Source organism: Formosa algae, from assembly GCF_001439665.1.
GTDB lineage: Bacteria > Bacteroidota > Bacteroidia > Flavobacteriales > Flavobacteriaceae > Formosa > Formosa algae.
Window position 1 is genome coordinate 1 of the sequence record NZ_LMAK01000038.1, and the last position, 23,612, is coordinate 23,612.

General features: G+C 33.7%; 15 protein-coding genes. 11 read left to right on the forward strand and 4 right to left on the reverse strand.

The window, feature by feature from the left end; all coding sequences use genetic code 11:
- Both AST99_RS10820 and AST99_RS10825 read right to left on the reverse strand, forming a co-directional pair.
- A partial coding sequence (locus tag AST99_RS10820; protein WP_198151487.1) for a gamma-glutamyltransferase occupies positions 1 to 729 on the reverse strand: 729 nt, incomplete at its 3' end.
- Positions 726 to 1,328: an acyl carrier protein phosphodiesterase gene (locus AST99_RS10825; RefSeq protein WP_057781857.1), complete on the reverse strand. Its 603-nt coding sequence runs from the start codon at positions 1,326 to 1,328 to the stop codon at positions 726 to 728. The genes AST99_RS10820 and AST99_RS10825, both read right to left, overlap by 4 nt.
- A gap of 74 nt (positions 1,329 to 1,402) precedes the next feature.
- Here AST99_RS10825 and glmM point away from each other — a divergent pair, with 74 nt between their 5' ends.
- Entirely contained in the window at positions 1,403 to 2,791 is a 1,389-nt protein-coding gene (gene glmM / locus AST99_RS10830; RefSeq protein ID WP_057781858.1) for a phosphoglucosamine mutase, read from the forward strand.
- A 181-nt stretch (positions 2,792 to 2,972) separates the two neighbouring features.
- Here the strand turns inward: glmM and AST99_RS10835 are convergent, their stop codons facing one another.
- Positions 2,973 to 3,863, reverse strand: a complete 891-nt coding sequence (locus AST99_RS10835) for a lysophospholipid acyltransferase family protein (RefSeq protein WP_057781859.1) — start codon at positions 3,861 to 3,863, stop codon at positions 2,973 to 2,975.
- A 62-nt stretch (positions 3,864 to 3,925) separates the two neighbouring features.
- Between AST99_RS10835 and AST99_RS10840 the strand changes: the two genes are divergently transcribed.
- The 4 genes from AST99_RS10840 (at position 3,926) to AST99_RS10855 (ending at position 10,613) form a co-directional block, all read left to right on the forward strand.
- A complete protein-coding gene (locus AST99_RS10840) occupies positions 3,926 to 4,579 on the forward strand; it encodes a rhomboid family intramembrane serine protease (protein ID WP_057781860.1) in 654 nt (217 codons plus the stop codon).
- Between the two features lie 253 nt (positions 4,580 to 4,832).
- Positions 4,833 to 6,188 (forward strand): TolC family protein, encoded by a 1,356-nt coding sequence (locus tag AST99_RS10845; protein WP_232301615.1) that lies wholly within the window; start codon positions 4,833 to 4,835, stop codon positions 6,186 to 6,188.
- Positions 6,189 to 6,251: 63 nt separating this feature from the next.
- The gene (locus AST99_RS10850) at positions 6,252 to 7,448 is read left to right on the forward strand and encodes an efflux RND transporter periplasmic adaptor subunit (RefSeq protein ID WP_057781862.1); all 1,197 of its coding nucleotides are present in this window, start codon (positions 6,252 to 6,254) and stop codon (positions 7,446 to 7,448) included.
- Between the two features lie 21 nt (positions 7,449 to 7,469).
- Positions 7,470 to 10,613: an efflux RND transporter permease subunit gene (locus AST99_RS10855; protein WP_057781863.1), complete on the forward strand. Its 3,144-nt coding sequence runs from the start codon at positions 7,470 to 7,472 to the stop codon at positions 10,611 to 10,613.
- 66 nt (positions 10,614 to 10,679) lie between these two features.
- Here the strand turns inward: AST99_RS10855 and AST99_RS10860 are convergent, their stop codons facing one another.
- Positions 10,680 to 11,801 carry a TlpA disulfide reductase family protein gene (locus AST99_RS10860; RefSeq protein ID WP_057781864.1) on the reverse strand — a complete coding sequence of 374 codons (1,122 nt, stop codon included), beginning with the start codon at positions 11,799 to 11,801 and terminating at the stop codon, positions 10,680 to 10,682.
- 114 nt (positions 11,802 to 11,915) lie between these two features.
- Here AST99_RS10860 and mnmE point away from each other — a divergent pair, with 114 nt between their 5' ends.
- The 6 genes from mnmE (at position 11,916) to AST99_RS10890 (ending at position 23,398) form a co-directional block, all read left to right on the forward strand.
- On the forward strand, positions 11,916 to 13,310 hold the full coding sequence (gene mnmE, locus AST99_RS10865) for a tRNA uridine-5-carboxymethylaminomethyl(34) synthesis GTPase MnmE (RefSeq protein WP_057781865.1): 1,395 nt from the start codon (positions 11,916 to 11,918) through the stop codon (positions 13,308 to 13,310).
- A 375-nt stretch (positions 13,311 to 13,685) separates the two neighbouring features.
- Complete coding sequence (locus AST99_RS10870; RefSeq protein ID WP_057781866.1) at positions 13,686 to 14,918, forward strand: YyaL domain-containing protein; 1,233 nt, start codon at positions 13,686 to 13,688, stop codon at positions 14,916 to 14,918.
- Between the two features lie 15 nt (positions 14,919 to 14,933).
- Positions 14,934 to 15,590 carry a sugar-binding protein gene (locus AST99_RS10875; protein ID WP_057781867.1) on the forward strand — a complete coding sequence of 219 codons (657 nt, stop codon included), beginning with the start codon at positions 14,934 to 14,936 and terminating at the stop codon, positions 15,588 to 15,590.
- Between the two features lie 729 nt (positions 15,591 to 16,319).
- Positions 16,320 to 19,232 (forward strand): SusC/RagA family TonB-linked outer membrane protein, encoded by a 2,913-nt coding sequence (locus AST99_RS10880; protein WP_057781868.1) that lies wholly within the window; start codon positions 16,320 to 16,322, stop codon positions 19,230 to 19,232.
- Positions 19,233 to 19,249: 17 nt separating this feature from the next.
- Complete coding sequence (locus tag AST99_RS10885; RefSeq protein WP_057781869.1) at positions 19,250 to 20,788, forward strand: RagB/SusD family nutrient uptake outer membrane protein; 1,539 nt, start codon at positions 19,250 to 19,252, stop codon at positions 20,786 to 20,788.
- 462 nt (positions 20,789 to 21,250) lie between these two features.
- Positions 21,251 to 23,398: a heparinase II/III family protein gene (locus tag AST99_RS10890; protein ID WP_057781870.1), complete on the forward strand. Its 2,148-nt coding sequence runs from the start codon at positions 21,251 to 21,253 to the stop codon at positions 23,396 to 23,398.
- The last annotated feature ends 214 nt before the right edge of the window (positions 23,399 to 23,612 follow it).

The window sequence follows — 23,612 nt, forward strand, 5'->3', positions numbered from 1 at the left end:
CCCGCCATTATCTTGTATAAAAGCGGTTAATGTTTTGGCAACATCGCCCTGGTAGAATCCATTTTTACCTTCTTTTAAAATACGTTCTAAAGTGTTTGCTAATGCTGGGTATTTAATAGTGTCATTTACGTTCCAGTCGGCATCAAAAATAATGGTGTCTTTGTTTACTTCTTGAAATAATTTTCGTTTATCTTGAATGCGCTTGGCTTGTTTTTCTGTCACAATAACGCCGCGTTTAGCCAAAGCAATTACAGGTGCCAAAATGGTTGCTATAGGTAAACTTCCAAATTTATCATGAGCAGCAAAAACGCCTGCAACAGTTCCAGGTACACCAATAGCCATACCGCCTAATGTACTTTTGTCTGGGATTACATTGCCGTCATCATCTAAATACATGCTTTTTGTAGCCGCCATTGGGGCTTTTTCACGATAGTCTAAAGCACCTATATCTCCACTATTAAGTCGGTACACCATAAATCCGCCACCACCTAAATTTCCTGCGTAAGGGTAAGCGACAGCCAATGCAAGTTCTGTAGCCATCATGGCATCGAATGCATTACCGCCTTGTTTTAAAATGGTGGTTCCGATAGCAGAGGCTTCTGTTCTAGCAGAAACAACCATGGCGTTTTTTGCTGTAACCCCAATAATTTTTTCAGGAGTTTTAGACGTGTTATCTTTACAAGATGTAATACTTAAGAGTAAAAGGAGGGCGTAGTAAAATGACTTCATATAGTATCTAAGATGGTTTTTAGTTTGTGGTGTGAAAAGGTTTGTAATTCTTCAAAAAAAGAAGTGAATTCGGTTTCGAAAGCATCGTAATGGGTTTGCAAATCGGTTATTGCTAAGTGCATTTGCGATTGGTTATTGGTGCGTTTATCCATACCAATTAAGACTTTTTCAATACCTTTTAATGAGGCGTAACTTAACAACCAATTCCCTTTTTTCATATACGGTAAAAGGTAGCGGGTACGTTCTGGTAAATCGCTAAAATTAGTATCTAATAAGCTGTAAAATTGTTGCGCATAATCTTCAAGAGCGATGTCGGAATAGTTCAACCAGTTTTTAGCTAAAAAATGATCGTAGAATATGTCGACAATAATACCCGAATAATGCCCATAATTTTCATGCAGGCGTTTGGTACTTTGTCTTACTGTGGGATGTGCATCTGTAAAGGTGTCAATCTGGCGATGTAATAAAATCCCCACTTGAATGTCTTTTGGGAATTTTTGATAGGACTTTCCTCTAATGCCATTGCCGTCGGCTATAAAATTTCCTATGGTCACTTTTGGACGATTTTCAGAAAGATAAATGTGCGCTAAATAATTCATTTGGGGAATTTACAAATTCAAAATATAAGATTACCATATTGAAATATTATATTTGTTGAAACTTAAATTATTTTATGACATTAATTAAATCAATTTCAGGAATACGAGGTACCATTGGTGGTGCTGTAGGAGATAATTTAACTCCAATAGATGCTGTTAAATTTGCTGCAGCTTATGGTACTTGGATTAAAGCACAACGCGACAAAGCAGATTACCGAGTAGTTGTAGGTCGCGATGCTCGAATTTCGGGAGAAATGATACAGAGTTTAGTCATGCATACCCTTGTAGGTATGGGCTTTCATGTGATTGATCTTGGATTATCTACCACACCAACTGTTGAAGTAGCTGTGCCTCTAGAGCATGCCGATGGCGGTATAATTTTAACAGCTAGCCACAATCCAAAACAGTGGAATGCTTTAAAATTATTAGATGCTAAAGGCGAGTTTTTAAATGCTGAAGAAGGTGCTAAAATATTAGACTTTGCCGAAGCCGACACTGTGCAGTTTGCAGATGTTGATAGTTTAGGTGAAATTTCTATAAACGATGCGTATATTGATATTCATATTGATGAAGTTCTAGAGTTACCTTTAGTGAATGTAGAAGCCATAAAAGATGCCAAATTTAAAGTGGTTGTAGATGGTGTAAACTCTACAGGAGGTTTAGCGATTCCTTTACTTTTAGAACGTTTAGGTGTAGAAGCTGTAAAGTTATTTTGTGAACCAAACGGACAATTTCCGCATAATCCAGAACCCTTAAAAGAACATTTAACCGATTTATCTGAAGCTGTAGTTAAGGAACATGCCGATTTTGGTATTGTAGTCGATCCTGATGTAGACCGTTTAGCATTTATGGATGAAACTGGTGAAATGTTTGGAGAAGAATACACACTTGTGGCTTGTGCCGATTATGTATTGAGCAAAAAACCTGGGAATACTGTAAGTAATATGAGTTCTACGCGTGCGTTACGTGATGTTACCGAAAAACATGGCGGAACTTACGAAGCTAGTGCTGTTGGTGAAGTGAATGTAGTCACCTTAATGAAAAAGAATAATGTTGTTATTGGTGGAGAAGGTAATGGCGGCATTATTTATCCTGCCTTACATTATGGGCGTGATGCTTTTGTTGGTGTGGCTTTATTTTTAAGTTTATTGGCAGAAAAGAAAATGTCGGTTAGTGCTTTAAAAGCATCGTATCCGCAATATTATATGAGTAAGAAAAAAATTGCGTTAACACCACAATTGGATGTCGATGGGATTTTAAAAACAATGGAAGATAAATATGCTTCTGAGCAAATTACAACTATAGATGGTGTAAAAATAGATTTCCCAACAAATTGGGTGCATCTACGTAAAAGTAACACCGAGCCTATTATTAGAATTTATACAGAAGCAGGAAGTCAGACTGAAGCTGATGCTTTAGCAGATCGTTTTATTGCTGAAATTTCTGAGATTGCTGGTTTGTAATTTCTTAAATTGTAGATAATATATTGACCTTATAAGTTTTAGAAACTTGTAAGGTTTTTTTTATTTCAAATAACCGTCATTCTGAATTTATTTCAGAATCTTATTCCAATCGATAAGCAAATACGATGTGAACCTGAAACAAATTCAGATTGACGAAAATTCATTTTTTTAGATAGTCTTTTTACTGAAATTCGGCTGGGACTTTATCTCTGTGTTTCCAGCGTTTATGTGTCCATAAATAATATTGCGGAGCGTCTTCAATTTGTGCTTCTACTTTTCTTAAAAAAGTGTCTGTAATATCGTAATTTTCATAGTCTTTTGCATTTTCTGCTAATAACTCGAAAGTGGTTTCGTAATAACCACGTTTTAAACGTTTGGTTTTAAAAAACACCACAGACATATCAATACGTTTCGATAACATTTCGGCACCAGTATACACAGGTACTTTTATACCCATAAACTCAGTCCAATGATGTGCACTAATGGCTTTTGGAGATTGATCGGATACAAATCCACAAATGGTTTGATTACCATTTACTTTTGCATGCATTAATGTAGGCACGGTTTCTTTAGTGGTAATTAAATAACTATTATATCGTGCTCGTATTTTTTTTACTAAGTTATCAAAATACGGATTCTTAAGTTTTTTATAAACAGCGTACCCTTTTACGTCTACGTAAGTTTGTAATACAAAAATCCATTCCCAACTACCATAATGCGCGCACATTAGAGCTATACTTTTGTTTTTTCCTACTAAATCATGAATGACATCTAAGTCTTTAAACTGGAATCGTTTTTTCATTTCAGCTTCAGAAATGGTGAGCGATTTCATGGCTTCCACGGTCATATCACATAAGTGGTGATAGAAAGCTTTGGTGATTCGTTTTTTCTCGGCTTCAGATCTATTAGGGAAAACCAAATCTAAATTTTCTTTCACTGTTTTTTTTCTATATCCAATAATATGATAAAGTAACACATACAGACAATCTGAGAATGCATATAACAATCTAAAGGGAAGTATGGATATGAGCCAAATTATAGGATAAACAAGAATATAAGCGAGGAATTGCATTATTTAGTTTTAGTTTTGCGAAAACAAATATATAGTATATTTGAAATATAAGATTATAGTTTATGGGTAATTTAAGTATAGTGACTATTGTAATTATTGCAGCAAATGTGATTATCTCCTTAAAAGGGTTTAATGATTTTGGTTTTTTTGAAAAATATAAATTCAATGTTGGTGCGATAAATCGTGGTGAAAAAATAAGAATGTTTAGTTCTGGATTTTTACATGTCGATACGTCTCACTTATTTTTTAATATGTTTACGCTGTATTTCTTTGCAGATGTTGTGGTGGCCTATTTAGGCAATTTTAATTTTATAGTGGTGTATTTGGTGAGTTTGGTTTTAGGAAGCCTACTGTCGTTATATTTTCATAAAAATGAATATGAATATAGTGCGGTAGGAGCGAGTGGAGCTGTAACGGGAATCTTATATTCAGCTATTTTATTAGAGCCAAACATGAGCTTATATATGTTTTTTGTTCCCATTCCAATTCCTGCTTATGTGTTTGGAATTGGGTATTTATTATACTCGATTTATGGCATGAAAAACCGTATTGGAAATATCGGTCACGATGCCCATTTTGGAGGTGCAATAGGCGGTTATATCACAACTTTAATCTTGATGCCTATGTTGTTTAAAACCGATATGCTAATGATTGGGTTATTGGCTATTCCAATTATTATACTCTTTGTGATGCATAAAATGGGACGACTCAATTAGCGTTGTAGAATCCATATTCATTCTTAAAATCGCAATCCGATTTAAAAGTGTTTTATTAAATTCAAAATGAATTTTTAAATCCTTTTCAAACTAAAAACGAGTGGAATCCAATTAATTGTTAACGCAAACGCAATTATTGTATTAGTCTTATAATGAATGTAATATAAAAATTTTATCTTAGGGTAATTACTAAAAACGTAATCATGATCTTAAGATATCAATGCATTTAAAAACTAATTTCCAATATATAATTTTGGGTATAATTTTGTTAATTGTGGGCTGTTCACCACGATTTTCAGATATTGCTGTACCTATAAATGATGTTGAAGAATTCTCTACTACAGGAGAACAAATACTAGAAGATAAATGGTGGAGGGCTTTTGAAGATGAAGCTTTAAATACCTTAATCGATAGTGCGATGCAACGCAATTTTGATTTGGCAGCAACATGGCAACAATTCTTGGCTGCGAATGCTGTAATATCTCGCGAAGCATCTAATAAATGGCCACAAATTGAAGCCCGCGCACAAACAGCAGAGAATTTTCCGTTAAACGATTTTACTGGTGGTGAAAATACGCAACTCGGATTATCGGCTTCTTACGAATTAGATTTATGGGGCCGAATAGGTACAGCCATCCAAGCAGAAAAATTTAGGGCAGAAGCAAACTTATACGATTATCGTGCAGCTGCCATTTCGCTGTCTGCAGAAATTACTTCAACTTGGTACGAACTCTTAGCTGCTAGAAAACAATTACAAATTACAGATGATCAAATTGAAACTAACGAAAATATAATTAAACTCATGCGGTCGCGTTTGGTAGGTGGTCAAATTAGAACCGTCGATATTCTGCGTCAAGCTCAATTACTAGAAAGTACTAGAGAACAGCATATAATTTATAGTACAGATGTTCAGATTTTAGAAAACCAGCTCGCTGTACTGTTAGGCAGACAACCACAAACGGTTATTGAAATTAACGAGGAATTCGCTCCTAATTTACCAGATTTACCGCAAACCGGATTGTCTTTAGAGTTAGTGCGAAGGCGGCCAGACCTGCAACAATCTTACGCCATCTTAATGTCGGCCGACCGCGATATGGCTGCAGCCGTTCGGAATAAATATCCCAGAATTTCTGTCAATATAGACGGTCAGTTACGATCTAATAATTTTGCGAATCTATTCGAGAACTGGGCCTATTCTTTAGCGGGAAATATTCTAGCGCCAATATTTTATGGTGGACAACTTCAGGCCGAAGTAAATCGTAACGAGGCCATTAAACAACAGCGCCTTTACGAATATGGGCAAGTGACTTTAGAGGCCTTCCAAGAGGTGGAAGACGGACTGGTGCAAGACGTTATGCAAAAACAACGAACAGCGAATATTAAGAGACAGTTAACATTATCTCAGCAAAGTAATAAACAACTCCGTATAGAATTTTTAAATGGCTATAGTCCGTATTTGGATGTCCTTATCGGATTAAATCAGGAGCAACAATTGCGTCGTGATTATGTTGATGCTCAATTGAGACAAATACAAATGCGTATTGGATTATATCGTGCTTTAGCAGGGAGTTTTGATACAGGACGCAGCTTAGAGGAAGAAAATGAGTAGGAAAACTTGGGGAACACAGTAATATGTAGCTTTAAGTTTTTTAAGTATAAAAGAACAGAATTTATGAACACTAAAAAAATACTTTGGATTTGTTTGGCCATTCTTGGCTTAGGAGCACTGGTCACGGTAGTCATCTTTTCTACAGAGCCCGAGGCACAAAAAGAAGGCGCAACTATTGAGACCGCTATTTTAGTCGATGTTTTAAAGGTTGAAAAAGGAACTTTTACACCTACAATTGTCGCAACCGGAACCGTTCAAGCTGTAGAAGATATTAATTTAAGTCCGTTGGTATCTGGCCAAGTTATCCGTCGTGATCCTGCTTTTACTCCAGGTGGTTTTGTTAAGAAAAATCAAATTCTATTACAAATAGACCCTTCCGATTATAAAAATACTCTAGCACTAAGAAATAGTGAACTCGTACAAGCACAAACCACTTTAGATACAGAAATGGGACGCCAACAAATTGCAGAACAAGATTTGCAACTCATTGCAGGAGATTCTTTGTTTGGCGATAATCCACTTTCTGAAGAAGAACGGCAATTGGTACTTCGTCAACCGCAACTTAATGCTGTAGAAGCCACTATAAACGCTGCGAATGCATCAGTAGAACAGGCGCGTTTAAATTTACAACGCACCACCATTCGCGCACCTTTCGATGCTCATATTCTTAGTCAGAATGTTACGCAAGGTTCATTAGTGAGTCAAGGTGATGTGTTAGGGCGTTTAGTCGGGTCTGAGTATTATTGGATTAATGCGACCGTGCCTGTTGGGAAGTTAAAATGGCTAAGTTTTCCTAATAATCAGAATGAAAAAGGGGCTCATGTACGCATTGAAAATGAAACCGATTGGGCTAAAGATAGCTATCGAGAAGGCTATTTAGATAAGCAGATAGGAGCCTTAGATGGACAAACACGATTAGCCCGTGTTCTCGTGAAAGTAGACGACCCGTTGGCTACCAAAAAAGAACTTGAAGACCAACCAAAACTCATGATTGGAACATTTGTAGAGGTTAATATGCAAGGCGATGACATTAAGGATGTTGTTAAATTAAACCGGGATTATGTTCGTGGGAATGAAACCGTTTGGGTGATGAAACAGGAAAAATTAGAAATACGGAAGGTAGATATTGTTTTAACAGATGATACGCATGCTTATATCCGTAGTGGTTTAGACAACAACGATCAAGTTATCATTACCGATTTAAGTACCGTAAGTGAAGGCATCGCATTAAGAACAGCTCAAGATAAGGAAGCGAAGTAATTTAAATGAAGAACGCGTAGCATGAAAGCAGAGGACAATAAGGAACAAAATAAACCGGTACGAAAGGAAGGTGCCATTGCTTATATGGCTAGGAATTCCATTGCAACAAATTTACTAATGTTGCTATTATTAGTTGGTGGTTTGTTTACAATGTATAACATCCAAAAGGAGGTTTTTCCAGAATTTCAATTGGATTTTGTAGATGTTTCTGTGGCCTATCCTGGAGCGTCGCCAGCAGAAGTAGAACAAGGCGTGTTACAACCTGTAGAGGAAGCGGTTAGAGGTGTTCAAGGGATTAAGGAAATTGTATCTGAAGCGAGCGAAGGTTCGGGTGAAATTAGTATCGAGCTTGTGGCAGGAGCAGAACGTATGCAAGTCTTTCAAGATATAGACCAAGCTATTAATAGGATTCGGACTTTTCCAGACGATATTGAACGCCCAGAGGTTCGTCTGCAATCACGGCAACGAGATGTGCTTCAAATAGGGCTCTATGGCGATGCCGATGTTTGGACGTTACGAGAAGTTGCAGAACGCTTAAGAACGCGATTGTTAAGTAATTCTGAAATTACTCAAGTGGAATTGGGGAACGTCCCAGAGTTTGAAACTAGTGTGGAAATTCCGAGGCGAACGCTTCAAAAATATAATTTAACCTTAGGTCAGGTTGCGGCTATTATTCAACAAAGTAGCAACGATGTGCCAGCGGGAGCCATACAAACACAAAGTGGTGAGATTTTATTACGCATGCAAGAGCGGAAACAATGGGCGAAAGAATTTGGAAATATCACAATTGTGTCTTCAGAAGATGGCGCAAAAGTCACTTTAAATGATATTGCAACCATTACCGATGGCTTTGAAGAAACAGGATTTCACGGGCAGTTTAATCAGCAAAATTATGTCGAGCTTCGTATTTTCAGAATCGGAAATCAATCGCCTTTAGATATCGCAGATATTACGCAAGAGATTATGGCAGATTTTCAGTTGCCTCCTGGAATTAATTACAGAACAGATAGTAATCGCGCAGCCGATTATCGCGAACGACTTACTCTATTAACAGAGAATGGTTTACTGGCTATTCTAATAGTATTAGTCATTCTAACTTTATTTTTAGAATACCGCTTAGCCTTTTGGGTTATGATGGGGATGACTGTTTCTTTTATTGGCGGAATAATTTTATTACCACTAATTGGCGTTAGCGTAAATATGATTTCTATGTTTGGTTTTCTCGTGGTTCTCGGTATCGTGGTAGATGATGCGATTGTGGTTGGTGAAAATGTATATGAATATCGACAGAAAGGACTCAGTCCTATAGATGCAGCAATTGCGGGTGCAAAAGATGTGTCTTTACCAGTAACTTTTAGTATTATTACGACCATTATAGCCTTTGTTCCGTTATTATTTATGCCGGGAGAAACTGGGAAATTCTGGCAACCTTTACCCGCCGTGGTGATTGTAATTTTAGCAGTTTCGTTATTGGAAGCGTTATTTATATTACCATCCCATCTTGGACATCTAAAGAAGACACGTAAAAAAAACAAATGGGTTCTTAAACTAGAAGGCTGGCAACAGTCCTTTGCCAAAGGATTTGATAAACTTATAGACAGACATTACCAACCGTACCTGGATATTTGTTTAAAATACAGATATATTACCCTTAGTGCAGCTATTGCACTATTACTTGTTGTTGGAGCGTATGGTTTTAGCGGACATATGGGTATGATTATGATGCCAGAAGTTGCAGCCGACGAAATTGAAGCAGGAGTTCGACTTCCTGTAGGCACAACACCTGATCAGGCCGCAAAAGTAGCTCATAATATTTCGGAATCTACCCAACGGATGTTTGAAGAACATAACCTGTATGAGGTCGCCGAAGGCATAAAAACCAATGTACGCGGACAAAATTTTATAGATGTTGAAATTGTGATGTTACCACCCGATCAGCGTGATATTACAGCAGCAGAAGTCATCGCTTTATGGCGTGATAATATAGGAGATATTGAAGGTGTGGACCAAATTACTTTTGAAGCCGAGCGTGGTCCAGGAGGCGCACGACAAGATATTAGTGTCGATTTGAGTCATTCGGATATAGAGGTTTTGGAACGCGCCAGTAAAGCCTTTGTAGAACGCATGCAAACCTTTGCGAATACTAGAGATGTTACCGATAATTACAATAAAGGTAAAATGCAGTATAATTTTAAGCTGTTACCTCAAGGTCGGAATCTGGGACTGACCTCAGATGAAGTTGGTCGGCAAGTCCGAAATGGATTTTTTGGAGCACTAGCCATGCGTCAGTTACGAGGTATGAATGAAATTGAAATCCGTGTTAAACTACCTATAGAAGAACGCAAAGACATCAAAAACTTAGAGAAATTTTTAATCCAAACTCCAGATGGCATTGAAGTGCCATTAATGGATGTGGTTGCTATTGAAGAGGAGGAAGCTTTTAGTAGTATTAACCGTCGCGATGGACGACGAGTGGTAAATGTGGGTATGGATGTAGAGCCAGCCAATGCAGTTGGCCGGGTGATTACATCGGTACAGAATGAAACTTTACCTCAGCTTCGTGCAGATTTCCCTGGAATCACGTGGAGTTTTGAAGGTAGCCAAGCCGATATGCGAGAAAGTACCAATACTTTAAAAACAGGGTTTGCAATAGGAATGTTATTAATTTATGCATTGCTAGCCTTGGCTTTTAGTAGTTATATTCAACCTATAATTGTAATGGCTGCTATTCCATTTGGTATAGTAGGCGCTGTTATTGGTCATATTTTATTGGGATACGATTTGTCTTTGGTGAGTTTAATGGGAGTGATTGCCTTATCTGGAGTTGTGGTAAACGATTCCTTAATTATGATTGATTATGCAAATAAGGAACGACTTGCTGGAAACTCGATTTATGAATCTATTCATGAAGCAGGTCTGAGACGTTTTCGTCCTATAATTTTAACCACAATGACAACCTTTGGAGGATTAGCTCCGATTATTTTAGAAACCTCTAGCCAAGCGATGTATCTAATTCCGATGGCTATTTCTTTAGGTTTTGGGATTGTGTTTGCTACGGCAATTATACTTGTTATTGTACCGTGTTTGTATTTGGTGTTAGAAGATATACGCTTATTAATCGAGAAGGGGAGAACTGTACGAACTGTTGATGTCTCTGAAGATTAAAAGCATAAAAAAGCCTTCATAATTATAAACTATGAAGGCTTTTTATGTGAGAGAGTATAATAAACTTTAGTTTAATAATTCTCCAATTTTATCTTCTAATGCTTGTCCTCTTAAACCTGAAGCTACAATTTTACCATCTGCATCTAAAACATACGTTGCTGGAATAGCACGAATGTTAAATTGCTTTACAATAGGATCTTCAAAATAGTTAAGATTAGATATTTGGTGCCAAGCTAAGCCATCTTTTTCAATAGCAGCAATCCATTCCGCTTTAGCATCTTTTTGTCTTGGAGTTCCGTCTAAAGACACGCCTAAAATTTCTAAACCTTTATCGTGATATTGATTGTATACCTTCACTAAGTTCGGGTTTTCTTTTCTACATGGTCCGCACCAAGCTGCCCAAAAATCGATAATTGTAACTTTACCTTTAATGTCGTTTAAAGCAACTGTTTTACCTTCTGGGTTTGGAGCTGAAAAATTTTCGACTACGCTTCCAACAGCAGTAGCGCCTTCAGCTTCAATGGCTTCACCTAAAGTTTTTCCAACTCGTGTGTCTTTAATTCTTGTTGTGAAATTATCGTAAATCTCTTTTTTATCTTCAAAAGGAATGTTTTTATTTCCTAAATGACGTTCTAAAATTAAAGCTGATACAAAGGCATCATTATTAGATTTCATAAACTCGATATCATGAGCCATATTTTCATCTACCATCGTTTTGTAACGGTTCTGAACATCTAAAGCTAAAACAGAATCTTTAGTTTGTTGAGCTGTTCTAAACTCCTGACTTAAACTCTGATTCTTTTTTTGTAACCCCATCATATACGATTGGTAGGTATTAAAAGCATCATTTTCTTTACTCCCTTGTACGCGTGTATTAAAAATACTATCGGTATCAATAGAAACAGTCATATCCTCATTTTCAAGAATTACAGGAATATTTCCACGAACTGTTTCAATTGCTATAAAATATAAATCTGGAGCTGTAACGGCACCTTCTAAAAGGGCTTTCCCTTCTGTAATTACAGTCGAGTCAATTACGACTTGTTTTTGTCCTTCAGCTTTTAATAATTTTACGGCTTTACCATTTACAGCTTCGTTAAATGAAGCGTCAAGTGTAAATCCATCTTTTTCTTTAGCACAAGAAAATGCTAAAGCTACTAAACCTAGTAGTGCAATCTTTTTAAACATGTTTGAGTTGTTTTATATTTTTCACAAATATAATAGAATAAAAACTGAATTTCTGTTAAGATTTAGATAAGAGTATATCGATACTTTTTTAATGATAATGTTTACTTTTGCCACATGAATTATAACGATACAATTATTGCTTTAGCAACACCTTCTGGAGCAGGAGCCATTGCTGTGATACGCTTGTCTGGTAAAGATGCTATACGTTTAGCGAGTGAGTCTTTTAAATCTGTTCGCGGAAAAGCATTACAAGATCAGGTTACACATACGATACATTTAGGGCATATTCTAGATGATACTCGCGTGATAGATGAGGTTTTGGTGTCTATTTTTAAGAACCCGAAGTCGTATACAGGCGAAGATGTTATCGAAATATCTTGTCATGGCTCGCAATATATTCAGCAAGAAATCATTCAATTATTTTTACGTAAAGGATGCCGTATGGCCGATGCTGGTGAATTTACATTACGTGCATTTTTAAACGGTAAGTTAGATTTAAGTCAGGCAGAAGCTGTTGCCGATTTAATTTCGAGTGATAATGAAGCGTCTCACCAAATCGCGATGCAGCAAATGCGTGGTGGTTTTTCTTCGGAGATTGCAAAACTTCGTGAAGAGCTTTTAAACTTTGCCTCGTTAATAGAATTAGAGTTAGATTTTGCCGAGGAAGATGTGGCTTTTGCCGATCGTACACAATTTCGTGAATTAATCACCCGTATTACGTTTGTTTTAAAACGCTTAATCGATTCGTTTGCTGTGGGAAATGTGATAAAAAATGGAATTCCTGTAGCGATAGTCGGTGAACCTAATGTCGGAAAATCAACTTTATTAAACGCCCTTTTAAACGAAGAACGCGCTATTGTAAGTGACATTGCAGGAACTACACGTGATACCATTGAAGATGAACTAAGTATTGGTGGTATTGGTTTCCGCTTTATAGATACAGCTGGTATTCGAGATACTACAGATGTTGTGGAAGGTTTAGGAATTAAGAAAACGTTCGAGAAAATAGAACAGTCGCAAGTGGTCGTTTTCTTGTTTGATGGGACTGAATTACATACAGAAGCAGCTATTAAAGCTTGTCGCATTGAAATTGAAAAAGTCAAAAATAAATATCCATTAAAACCGATGGTTATCATCGTAAATAAAGTGGATAAATTATCTGAAGACACTATAGCTTTATTACAATCAGTAATTCCAGATGTTCATTTATTATCGGCTAAATCTGGTTTAGGTGTCGAATCCTTAAAAACCAAATTGTTAGACTTTGTAAATACCGGAGCCTTAAGAAATAACGAAACGATAGTTACAAATACAAGACATTACGATGCGTTATTAAAAGCCTTTGAAGAAATCCAAAAAGTACAACACGGTTTAGATACTGAATTATCAAGCGATTTAATGGCAATAGACATCCGTGAAGCTTTGTATCATTTTGGAGTAATTACCGGTCAGGTGACTAATGATGAACTCTTAGGTAATATTTTTGCTAATTTCTGTATCGGGAAGTAAATTACTTTTCTTATAGTTTGCTTTGGTGTCTTTTTATTGATAGTCAGTGTGTTATGTGAAATAATATTTTCTTTATAATTCCTTTATTATTATATATTGTACTTAATTTTTATATGGTATACTCGTGGGGATTACCTAATAAGATATTGATTTATATAGTAGATAAAGAGATTTTTTATTTAATTAAAAATTTGTTTTTATATATTTTTAATTAAATTTGAATATATTATCTAAGTTTATCATTCTCACACAATAAGTTTTTCTTCCTTATGCGTTAACAACGCTTAATTATTTCTATTATGACAATTGGAGATTTATTCAATGTCAAAATTAGCAATACCTAAATTACAAAAATAATACATAACTATTTTAAGGATGAGAAGAATAATTCCATTACTATCACTCGCATGTGTTTTGATAATTTCATGTAAAAAAGATAAAACTAAAGTTAATTCAGAATTGTCTAACAATGCGTTAGAGCGTATAAATACTCAAATAGAATATGCAGATAAACAGCTAAGTGGCTTGTTAGAATTAGCAGAATTGAAAAACAAAAATCCAAGAACATTAGAGCCAGATTCTACTATCTACTTTATAGATAGTGATAAATTTGATTGGACGGAAGGTTTTTTTCCAGGTACTTCTTGGTATTTATATGAAGGCACAGGCGATGAAAAATGGAAAAAAGCTGCATCACATTTTCAAAGTCTTTTTGAAAGCCATAAAGATTGGGCGGCCTATCACGATTTAGGTTTTGTTTTCAATTGTTCTTATGGTAATGGTTATAGAATTACTAATGATTCTCTATATAAAAATGTTTTGTTGGAAGCGGCTACTACTTTGGCTAATAGATTTGATACACGTGTAGGGTTAATAAAAAGTTGGGATGCCGATAGAGGTTGGCAGGCCGAACGAGGTTGGCAGTATCCAGTTATTATTGATAATATGATGAATTTAGAATTACTATTTAATGCGACAATTATGAGTGGTGATCAATCCTATAAAAATATTGCAATAGCTCATGCCGATAATACTTTGGCTAATCATTATAGAAGCGATAATAGTTCTTATCATGTGGTAGATTATGATTCTATAACGGGGCAAGTACTTTCAAAAGAAACAGCTCAAGGTTATGCAGATGAAAGTTCTTGGGCTCGAGGGCAAGCTTGGGGACTTTATGGTTTTACAATGTGTTATAGATATACAAAAGATGAAAAGTATCTTAACCAAGCAAAAAAAATAGCGACTTTTATTTTAAATTCAGAAGATATTCCAGATGATCGTATTCCGTATTGGGATTATGATGTTGAAGATAAAACGAACACGCCTCGTGATGTTTCAGCAGCGGCAGTTACGGTATCGGCTTTAATCGAATTAAATACATATACTAATGGTATTTATGAAGATATAAGTAACGATATGCTTAACGTTTTATCTTCAAATAAATACCGAGCAAAAATTGGAGAGAATAAACATTTTTTGTTAAAACATAGCGTTGGAAGCATACCACATAATAATGAAATAGATGTGCCTTTAAATTATGCAGACTACTATTATATAGAAGCCTTAATTCGTGCAAAAAAATATAATACGCTTAATACATTGTAAAAAATAATAGTATTTATGAAAAAGAAAATTTACAATGTAAAAAAGATACCTGATAAGAATTTTAAAATTGAAGGAAACACAATTACAACTCAACTTTCTACTTTAAATACGGTATCTAATTTTGTATCACCATGGGATAATAACCCTATTCAACCTATTATATTCAAAGCTTGTTACGATAATAGTTTTTTTTATTTTAGTTTCCAGGTTAATGATAATGATGTTTACACACAATTAGCAGACAATACTAGAGAGAGTATTAATCAGTCTGATCGTGTCGAACTTTTTTTTCGGATTAATGATAGCTTGACGCCTTATTATTGTCTCGAGATAGATTCTAAGGCCAGAATTATGGATTTTAAAGCTCTACCAAATAGGAAATTTGATTTTAATTGGTCTTGGGACAAATCTGAAATTGAAGTTAAATCTTATCATGCGTTGGACCGGTTTATTGTGGAAGGGAAACTAAGTATAAAATCATTGAAAGATCTCAATATATTAAAAAAGGATAATTTTGGAGCATATATGGAAGTGGGGTTATATCGCGCTAAATATATGTTGAATAAACAAAAAGTTAGAGAACCAATTTGGATTACATGGGTTGATCCAAATTTTCCAACACCAGAATTTCATACACCTAATTCATTTGGTCTTTTCCGATTTTTAGATTGATTATAAGATCTAAGTGTACTTAAAAAAAACAGCAGATTGTTAAGTTTAATTACTTATTAATCTGCTTTTTTTTTTATCAATGAAATACGTAGTTTTAAATTATAGGCTTTAATTTCGAATCTAATCATATAATAATGTTGTTTTTCATAAAAAAACTGCAAGGATATAGTTAATTATGTTACTCTATGCAAGTTAACATTAATTTAATATGTGTACGAACACAATAAAACTGTTAATGTTTGTGTGTTCGAGCACATTTTTATTGTTATTTCTTTTTTTTATTTCTTTTTTTATATAAATTGTACCAGGTTTAAGAATGTATAGCGTGTGAGAACGATAAGTTTTAAATCTTATATTGCTGAATATCAATGTTCTAAAAATATTTTGGTTTTATTGTTTATTCAGTCATTTCATAATGATTTAATTGTGTAGTAGTTTAATAATTTTAAATATTTAAGTACCAATTAATATTTTACAAAGAGTTAACATCTTTGCAAATTTTTAAAAAATAAAATATGAAAAAATATGTTGTTAGTGACGATGCTTATTGTGGAGGAAGTCACATCGTTTTACTTATTTGTAGTGATTAAATGTAATTTTAGTTTAAGTCATAGATTTTTTTTATAAGAGATCTTATTAATTGACTATTACTTCTTACTTAACCCATTTTTTACAAAAAACCATTTTGAGAAATGAATCAAATTAAACCCAATTTAAATATTTTGATATATGAAAAAACACTTTTTAAAAATAAAATGTAAACCCCAGAAAAAAATCATATTGCTCTATGTTTTTTTATTTACGGGATTAGGAGCGCAATTAGTATTTGCCCAAACAAATCAAATTAGTGGAGTAATTTCAGATTTTGAAGGCAGTTTGTTGCCTGGTGCAAGTGTTCTAGAAAAAGGGACGACTAACGGTGTAGTGACTGATTTTGATGGAGTTTACAATATAGAGGTAAACGAAGGTGCGACCTTGGTTGTGAGTTTTGTTGGGTACAAGACTCAGGAAGTAAAAGTGGGGACTCAACCAACTATTAATATATCTATGCAAGGAGATAATACATTAGACGAAGTTTTAGTTGTGGGTTATGGAACACAAAGAAAAAGTGATCTTACGGGTTCTATTTCTAGTGTAAGTTCAAAAGATTTTGAGAATCAACCCATTGTAAGAGCTGAAGATGCTTTACAATCTCGTTCAGCAGGTGTAAACGTTTCAAAAAATTCAGGTGCGCCAGGAGGTGATATTAAAATTAGAATCCGAGGCTCTAATTCCATAACAGGAAATAATCAACCATTAGTAGTTATAGATGGTATAATAGGAGGTGATCTTTCAACATTAAACAGTAGTGATATTGAAAGTATGAATGTATTGAAAGATGCTTCAGCTGCTGCTATTTATGGATCAAGAGGGTCAAATGGTGTTATTATGGTGACTACTAAAAAGGGAAAGTCTGGTGAACCTCAAGTTAATCTAAATTATTTTATGTCTTCTTCTGTGGTTCCTAAAAAATATGATCTACTTAACGCCTCTGAATTTGTGGAGTTTGCAGGTGCTCAATCATCAATTATTAACGGAGGTGCTGATTATCAAGATGAGTATTTTCAGACTGCTATGACTAATAATTTACAACTTACAGCAAGTGGTAAAGAAGGACGATTAAGTTATTACCTGTCTGGAAATTTAGTAGATCAAGATGGTATTATCATAAATACTGATTATAAACGCTATGCTTTGCGTAGTAATTTAACTGTAGATTTAACAGATAAATTCCAGATCGGTCTTAATATATATGGATCTATAGAAGATTCTCATAATTTAATTGATGGAGGTTCACAAGGAGCTCAAGATAGTAGAGGAGGAGTACAAGCTGTGCTAGGGTGGAATCCTGCAGTTAATTATGTAAATAGTGACGGTACTTATAATTTAACTTCAGATTATGGTTCAATTATGCTTAATCCAATAGCTGTTCAGAAAGAAAGAGACGGCAATGATGTGACGAAAAGTTTTAATTCTAATTTAAATTTGTCATATAGTTTTTCTGATAATTTAAATTTTACTGTTTTAGCAGGTTCTACTCAAAGTACATTAACTAGTGAAGTTTATAATGGTATACCGGACGGTACAACAATTTTATCACCAAGTTCTACTTTTGGTTCTATTAGTTCCGAAACTTATCAATTAAGTAATATTTTAACTTGGGATAAGGATTTTGGAAATACCAATCTTAAGGTTACTGGGATATACGAGTTACAATCATCTACAACTAAATCTGCTGGTTTTGTTGCTTCACAATACATTTTTTCAGGATTAGATGATGCTTTTTATTTGTCTGAACTAGCGGAAAGCCAATTGGTTAATGCAGATTATGAAACGAGTACAATGGACTCATATGTGGCAAGAGCAGAGGCTAATTTTTCAAAAAATTTATATATAACAGGTACCATGCGTATTGACGTGTCTTCAATATTTCAAGAAGGAAATAGAACAGGATATTTTCCTTCAATATCTGCAGCTTATAATTATGGTGATTTATTCCTACCAGAGGATTCTTTCTTTTCCAAACTTAATTTAAGAGCAGGTTATGGAGAAACAGGGAATCAGAATGTAGATCCTTATTCTACATATCAAGAATTAGAGACTGGTAATAATTTTCCGTTTGATGGTTCTTCATTAGATATAGGTTTAGGATTCGGTGGACTTGTAGATGAAAACCTTACATGGGAAACCACGAAGCAAATAAATGTAGGATTAGATTTTAGTATGATGAAAGGCAGGTTAAACTTAAGTTTGGATTGGTTTAACAAAAGAACAGAAGATTTATTATTAGAAAAACCCGTTTTAGCATCAAATGGTGGAGGTACAATATTGACTAATATTGGAAAAGTGAAAAACTATGGTTTAGATTTTACTTTAAATGCTACAGTTATAGATAATACTGCGTTTAGATGGGATTCAGATCTTACCATGTCGTATATTAAAAACGAAGTAATGGATCTTGGTGGATCAGACCAAATTGTAACTGCAGCACCAACTGGGGTTGCAGGATCTTCAAATTACTTCTTATTAAAAGTAGGTGAATCAATAGGTAATTTTTATGGATATGAATATTTAGGAGCAGATGAAAATGGTACTGCGCAATATGGTGATGAATTAGGTATTATTGGTAATGGAACACCTGATTTTTCATGGGGATGGAATAATACATTAAACTATAAAAATTGGGATTTAAATATTTTGACTAGAGGTGTACATGGTTATGAAATACTTAATTCTACATTGGGGACTATTAGATTAGCAACAGGTACAAATACTGTACCTACAAGTGCAGAAGTTCTAGATCCAGATAGTCCAACATCAGGAACTAATATTATAAATTCAACAAGAAATATAGAAAATGGTAGTTTTATTAGATTAAGTAACTTATCTCTAGGTTATACTATTTCTGATATTAAAGGTTTTGCCGATTCGGTTAAATTATATCTAAGCGGACAAAATTTATTAACAATTACAGATTACAAAGGATATGATCCAGAAGTGTCTTCTGGTGGAGTAGAAACTTCGGACGTTACCCCATCATACGATTCAGGTGCATTACCTAATCCTAGAACTGTAACCTTTGGAGTTAATATAGGATTTTAATATAAAAACATATAAAGATGAAACGAAATATTTTTAAAATAAATTTATGGACAAATTTAAGTATAATGATGTTTTCTGCATTAATTATTATGTCTTGCTCTAATCTTGAAGAAGATCCTTCAGAGGTACAATTAGAAACGTCACTTACCACAGATGATGCTTTAGAAGCGGTACTAACAGGTATGTATAGAGAACTAATGGAGGGAGGTGCGCAATGGGCTCAATTTCAATTAGCAGCCTTTGGTGGAGATGATTTAACGACACATAGTGCAAGTAATAAAATTGGTTATAGAGAATCAGATTGGAGAAGACAAACTTCAAATACAGAAAATATTGAGATGGCTTATAATACGTGTTATGATGTTATTACTTTAGCAAATATTGCTATAGATGCTCAAAATAGCATAATAAGTACAGATCAAACTACAGTTGATAGATTAATTGGAGAAGCTTATTTTATGAGAGCCTTTGCTTATATGCATCTCACAAAAACCTATGGAAGGATACCTATTCAATTAGTCCCTAATTCAAATGACGATTTGGAGAAATCTTCATTTGTGGACATTTATACTCAAATTGAATCAGATTTACTTTATGCAGAAGAGTTGTTACCGGATGTATATCCAGGTGTAGCAGTAGTTGGTGCAAGACCAAATAATGGTACAGCAAAAGCGTTTTTATCTAGATTGTATTTAATGTGGGGGGGATATCCTATAAAAGATGAAAGTAAATATGCATTATCTGCACAAAAAGCAAAAGAAGTTATTGATAATGAAAGTGTTTACGGTTTTGGATTACATACTGATTTTCGTGAGCTATGGACGGAAGCTAATCGTTTTAATCAAAATGAAAGTGTGTTCACTTTAGTTAGTTGTACCTCTTGCGGGGTAAGAAATAGAACTATGGGTATGCTTGGTATGCCTTCAGAAGCTGGTGGGTGGACAGAGATATTTAGTGAAATTGCTTTTTTTGAAGATATGCAAGCAGATGCTATAGAAAATGGAACTGAAAACCGTTTTAATGATACTTATGTGCTTGAAGAAATAGATAGAGCACCTTCGTATCCAATCGGTTCAGAGTGGGCAACATGGTCAGATCCACATCCTTTATTTAGAAAAGTCGTAGGAGGCGATTTATCTGAGGATGGATCTAAAAGTACAATATCTGATTACAATATATATTTTATGCGTTATGCTGAAGTTTTATTAAATTATGCAGAGGCTATAGGAAGATCTGGAGGAGATGATCCAGAGGCTTGGAATGCTTTAAATAGAGTAAGAACACGTGCAGGAGCATCAACAGAACTAAGTAATGCAGATGGTACATTAACAGATTTAGCTTTTTTAGAACGAAAATGGGAATTTGCAGGTGAATACTTAAGAATGTTTGACTTAGTGAGAACAGAAACTCTTTCAGAAGCATTGGCAAATAGATCAGAAGTAGAAACTGTAGATATAGTAAATAATATAGTCCCAATTACAAGCGGGGGAGAAGAATTTTATTTTTCACCAATTCCTCAGAGTGAAATTGATATTTCTCCAGGACTAGGAGATTAGTAGTTTTATTTATTAGTTATTGACCTCTAAGCACATTTGTTTAGAGGTTTTTTTAAATTAAAAAAGCACTCATTTTTAAACTAGAAATTTATACTTCATAAGATTTAATTAGCTAATTCTTATAACTATTCATTTTGTTATTTAATTTTAATATAAAAAACATAGGCTATTTTAATTTCCTTAAACCACTTTAATTGAGCTACTATAGGGCTTTGATAGCACTACTCATTCTAAGTCTGAATAGTGAAAAGTTAGCTTTTACAATATACATTAGTTTTTAATTACATAATATAAGACTAATAGTCTATTAAATGATCTCCCTCTATATATACTTAAGGCACACCTCAAAGATTGGTGAATAACTATAAGCATTACAATTTTATAATTTTTATGTCTTGCTTAACCGTATTCTAGATTTCAAATCTTAAAATCAATACTATTATATTTTATAATTCATTTACTATGAAATTAAAAAAAATTCAAATTTTAGTACTGTTAATCATTCCTTTTTATATTGGTAAGGCTCAAAATCCGGCGCTTAATATTTTAAAAAAACTTGATTTTAGTCAAGAACAGCTAGAAGCACTAGATGTATTATATTCTAATAATCAATTTAATGATTCTATGGAAGAATTACTGAAATTGTATAGAGAAAAGGATAATTTATATTTGAAAATTGATTCAAATGACGAATTTATTAAAAAAACATTTTCTGAAGAGATAGGTAAGTCAATAGAGATTGCTGACCAAGTAAGAAATAATTATTTTTTATTCAGGTATGATTGGGATATGGAAAAAACTAATATTCCATATCAATTTAACCGAGAGATCGATTGGACATTCATTCCTAATGGAGATGAAGAATGGTGTTTTATGTTAAATAGACATCGCTTTTGGATAGATTTAGGGAGAGCATATTTTATAACTGGTCAAGAAAAATATGCTAAAATATTTGTTAATCAAGTTGAACACTGGATAGATAATAACCCTCTTGATAATGATCTAAAAAAAATGTCATGGAGACGAATAGAAGCTGGAATACGTTGTGAAAATTGGATAAAGGCATTTGAGTATGTGAAAAACTCTAAGTATATAACTAGTGATTTTCTTGCTAAATTCATATCTACATTAATTAAACATGGAGAATATATTAATAGTTCTTTTAATAATTTTTCAAAAACAAGTAATTGGGGAGTTTTAGAATATCAAGGTTTATTTAATCTTTCACAATTTTTAAAGGAGTTCAAATTTGCTAAACAATGGGAAATAGAATCTTTAAAAAAATTAACCACTTGCATCAATCTTCAAGTATTACCTGATGGTGGTCATTGGGAACAGTCCCCAATGTATCATAACGAAGTTTTTCATTGTTTTTTAAATATTAATTACATAGCTCAGCAAAATAATTTAAAACTCTCTGACGATATAATCCAAAAAACAAAGAAAATGGCTTTTGCCAATGTAATATGGCAAAAACCAAATTATCATCAACCTCTTTTAGGAGATAGTGATGATACGGATACTAGAGGTTTGTTAACATTTGCTTCTTATTTGTTTTCTGATCAAGTTTTAAAATCTAGGGCTTTTACTAAAGTAGATTATGAAAATTACTTTTTATTAGGAAAAGAAGGAATGATAAAATATAATGAAATGATAAGTGAAAAACCTAATTTCGCTTCTCGTTATATGGAAAGTTTAGGAGACTTTTATATGAGGTCTTCGTGGGAAGAGGATGCTAATTATTTAAGTATTCATCTAAAAAAAATGGGAGCGGGACATGGTCATGATAATTTATTACACTTTACATTATTTTCAAAAGGAAAAGATTATTTAGTAGATTCCGGTCGCTACTCCTATGTGGATGACCAATGGAGGGAGTTATTTAAAAGTAATAAAAGTCACAATACTTTAGGCGTAGATAATTTGACCAATTCAATTTATAGTGATTCATGGACTAATAGTTTTGAGGCACGTTCAGAAGGTGTTTTTACTAAATCAAATGAATTATATGATTACGCGGAGGCTGAAAACACAGCCTATAAAAGGCTCAAAGATCCTGTTTCTGTTAAACGAAGAGTTATTTCTTTAAAATCACACGTTTGGTTATTTTTTGACAGTTTTTATAGTAATAAACAACATAGATATTCACAATATTTTAACTTCCCTAACGATAGTATTAAAAAACAAAATGATGGGTTAGAAACAACTTATAATAAAAATAATTTAATTATAAAATCAATAAAGAAGTCTGATATTGTATTGAGTAATGCATGGTATTCTCCAGAATATAATTTAAAAATTAAAAGCAAAAGAGCAGAACTATACAAAGACTATAATGGTTTTTATAACTTTATAACATTGTTATACCTTCCTGACGAAACACATGTAACCTTTAAAAAAGAGCTTGTATACAATAGAAATAATGTTTTACTTTCAGATAGTGATGTAGAAGGGGTCACCCTTTTTATTAATAATACATCATATACAATTTTAGTTGTACACAATTCACCTGCGCCCGCAGTCCAATTTTTTAAAATAAATAATCAGTTAGTTAGCGGTGAAGTCGTATTAATTGAAAACGATAAAAATCGTATCCATGTTATAAAATAATATTGCCTTATGCCTGTTTAATATTAACTTGGAGAAATGTAATGCAAATAGTTTCTAATGCACTTAATTTGATTGTTATTAATGCTTTATAGTTTTATAATGATGATTTCATTTAAACTGTATCGGTCAATATAAATACTCTCGATACTATTTTTTTCTAAAAAGTATTTCAGATTATAATATATCTATTATAAAAAAAAGATTAGTTCATATT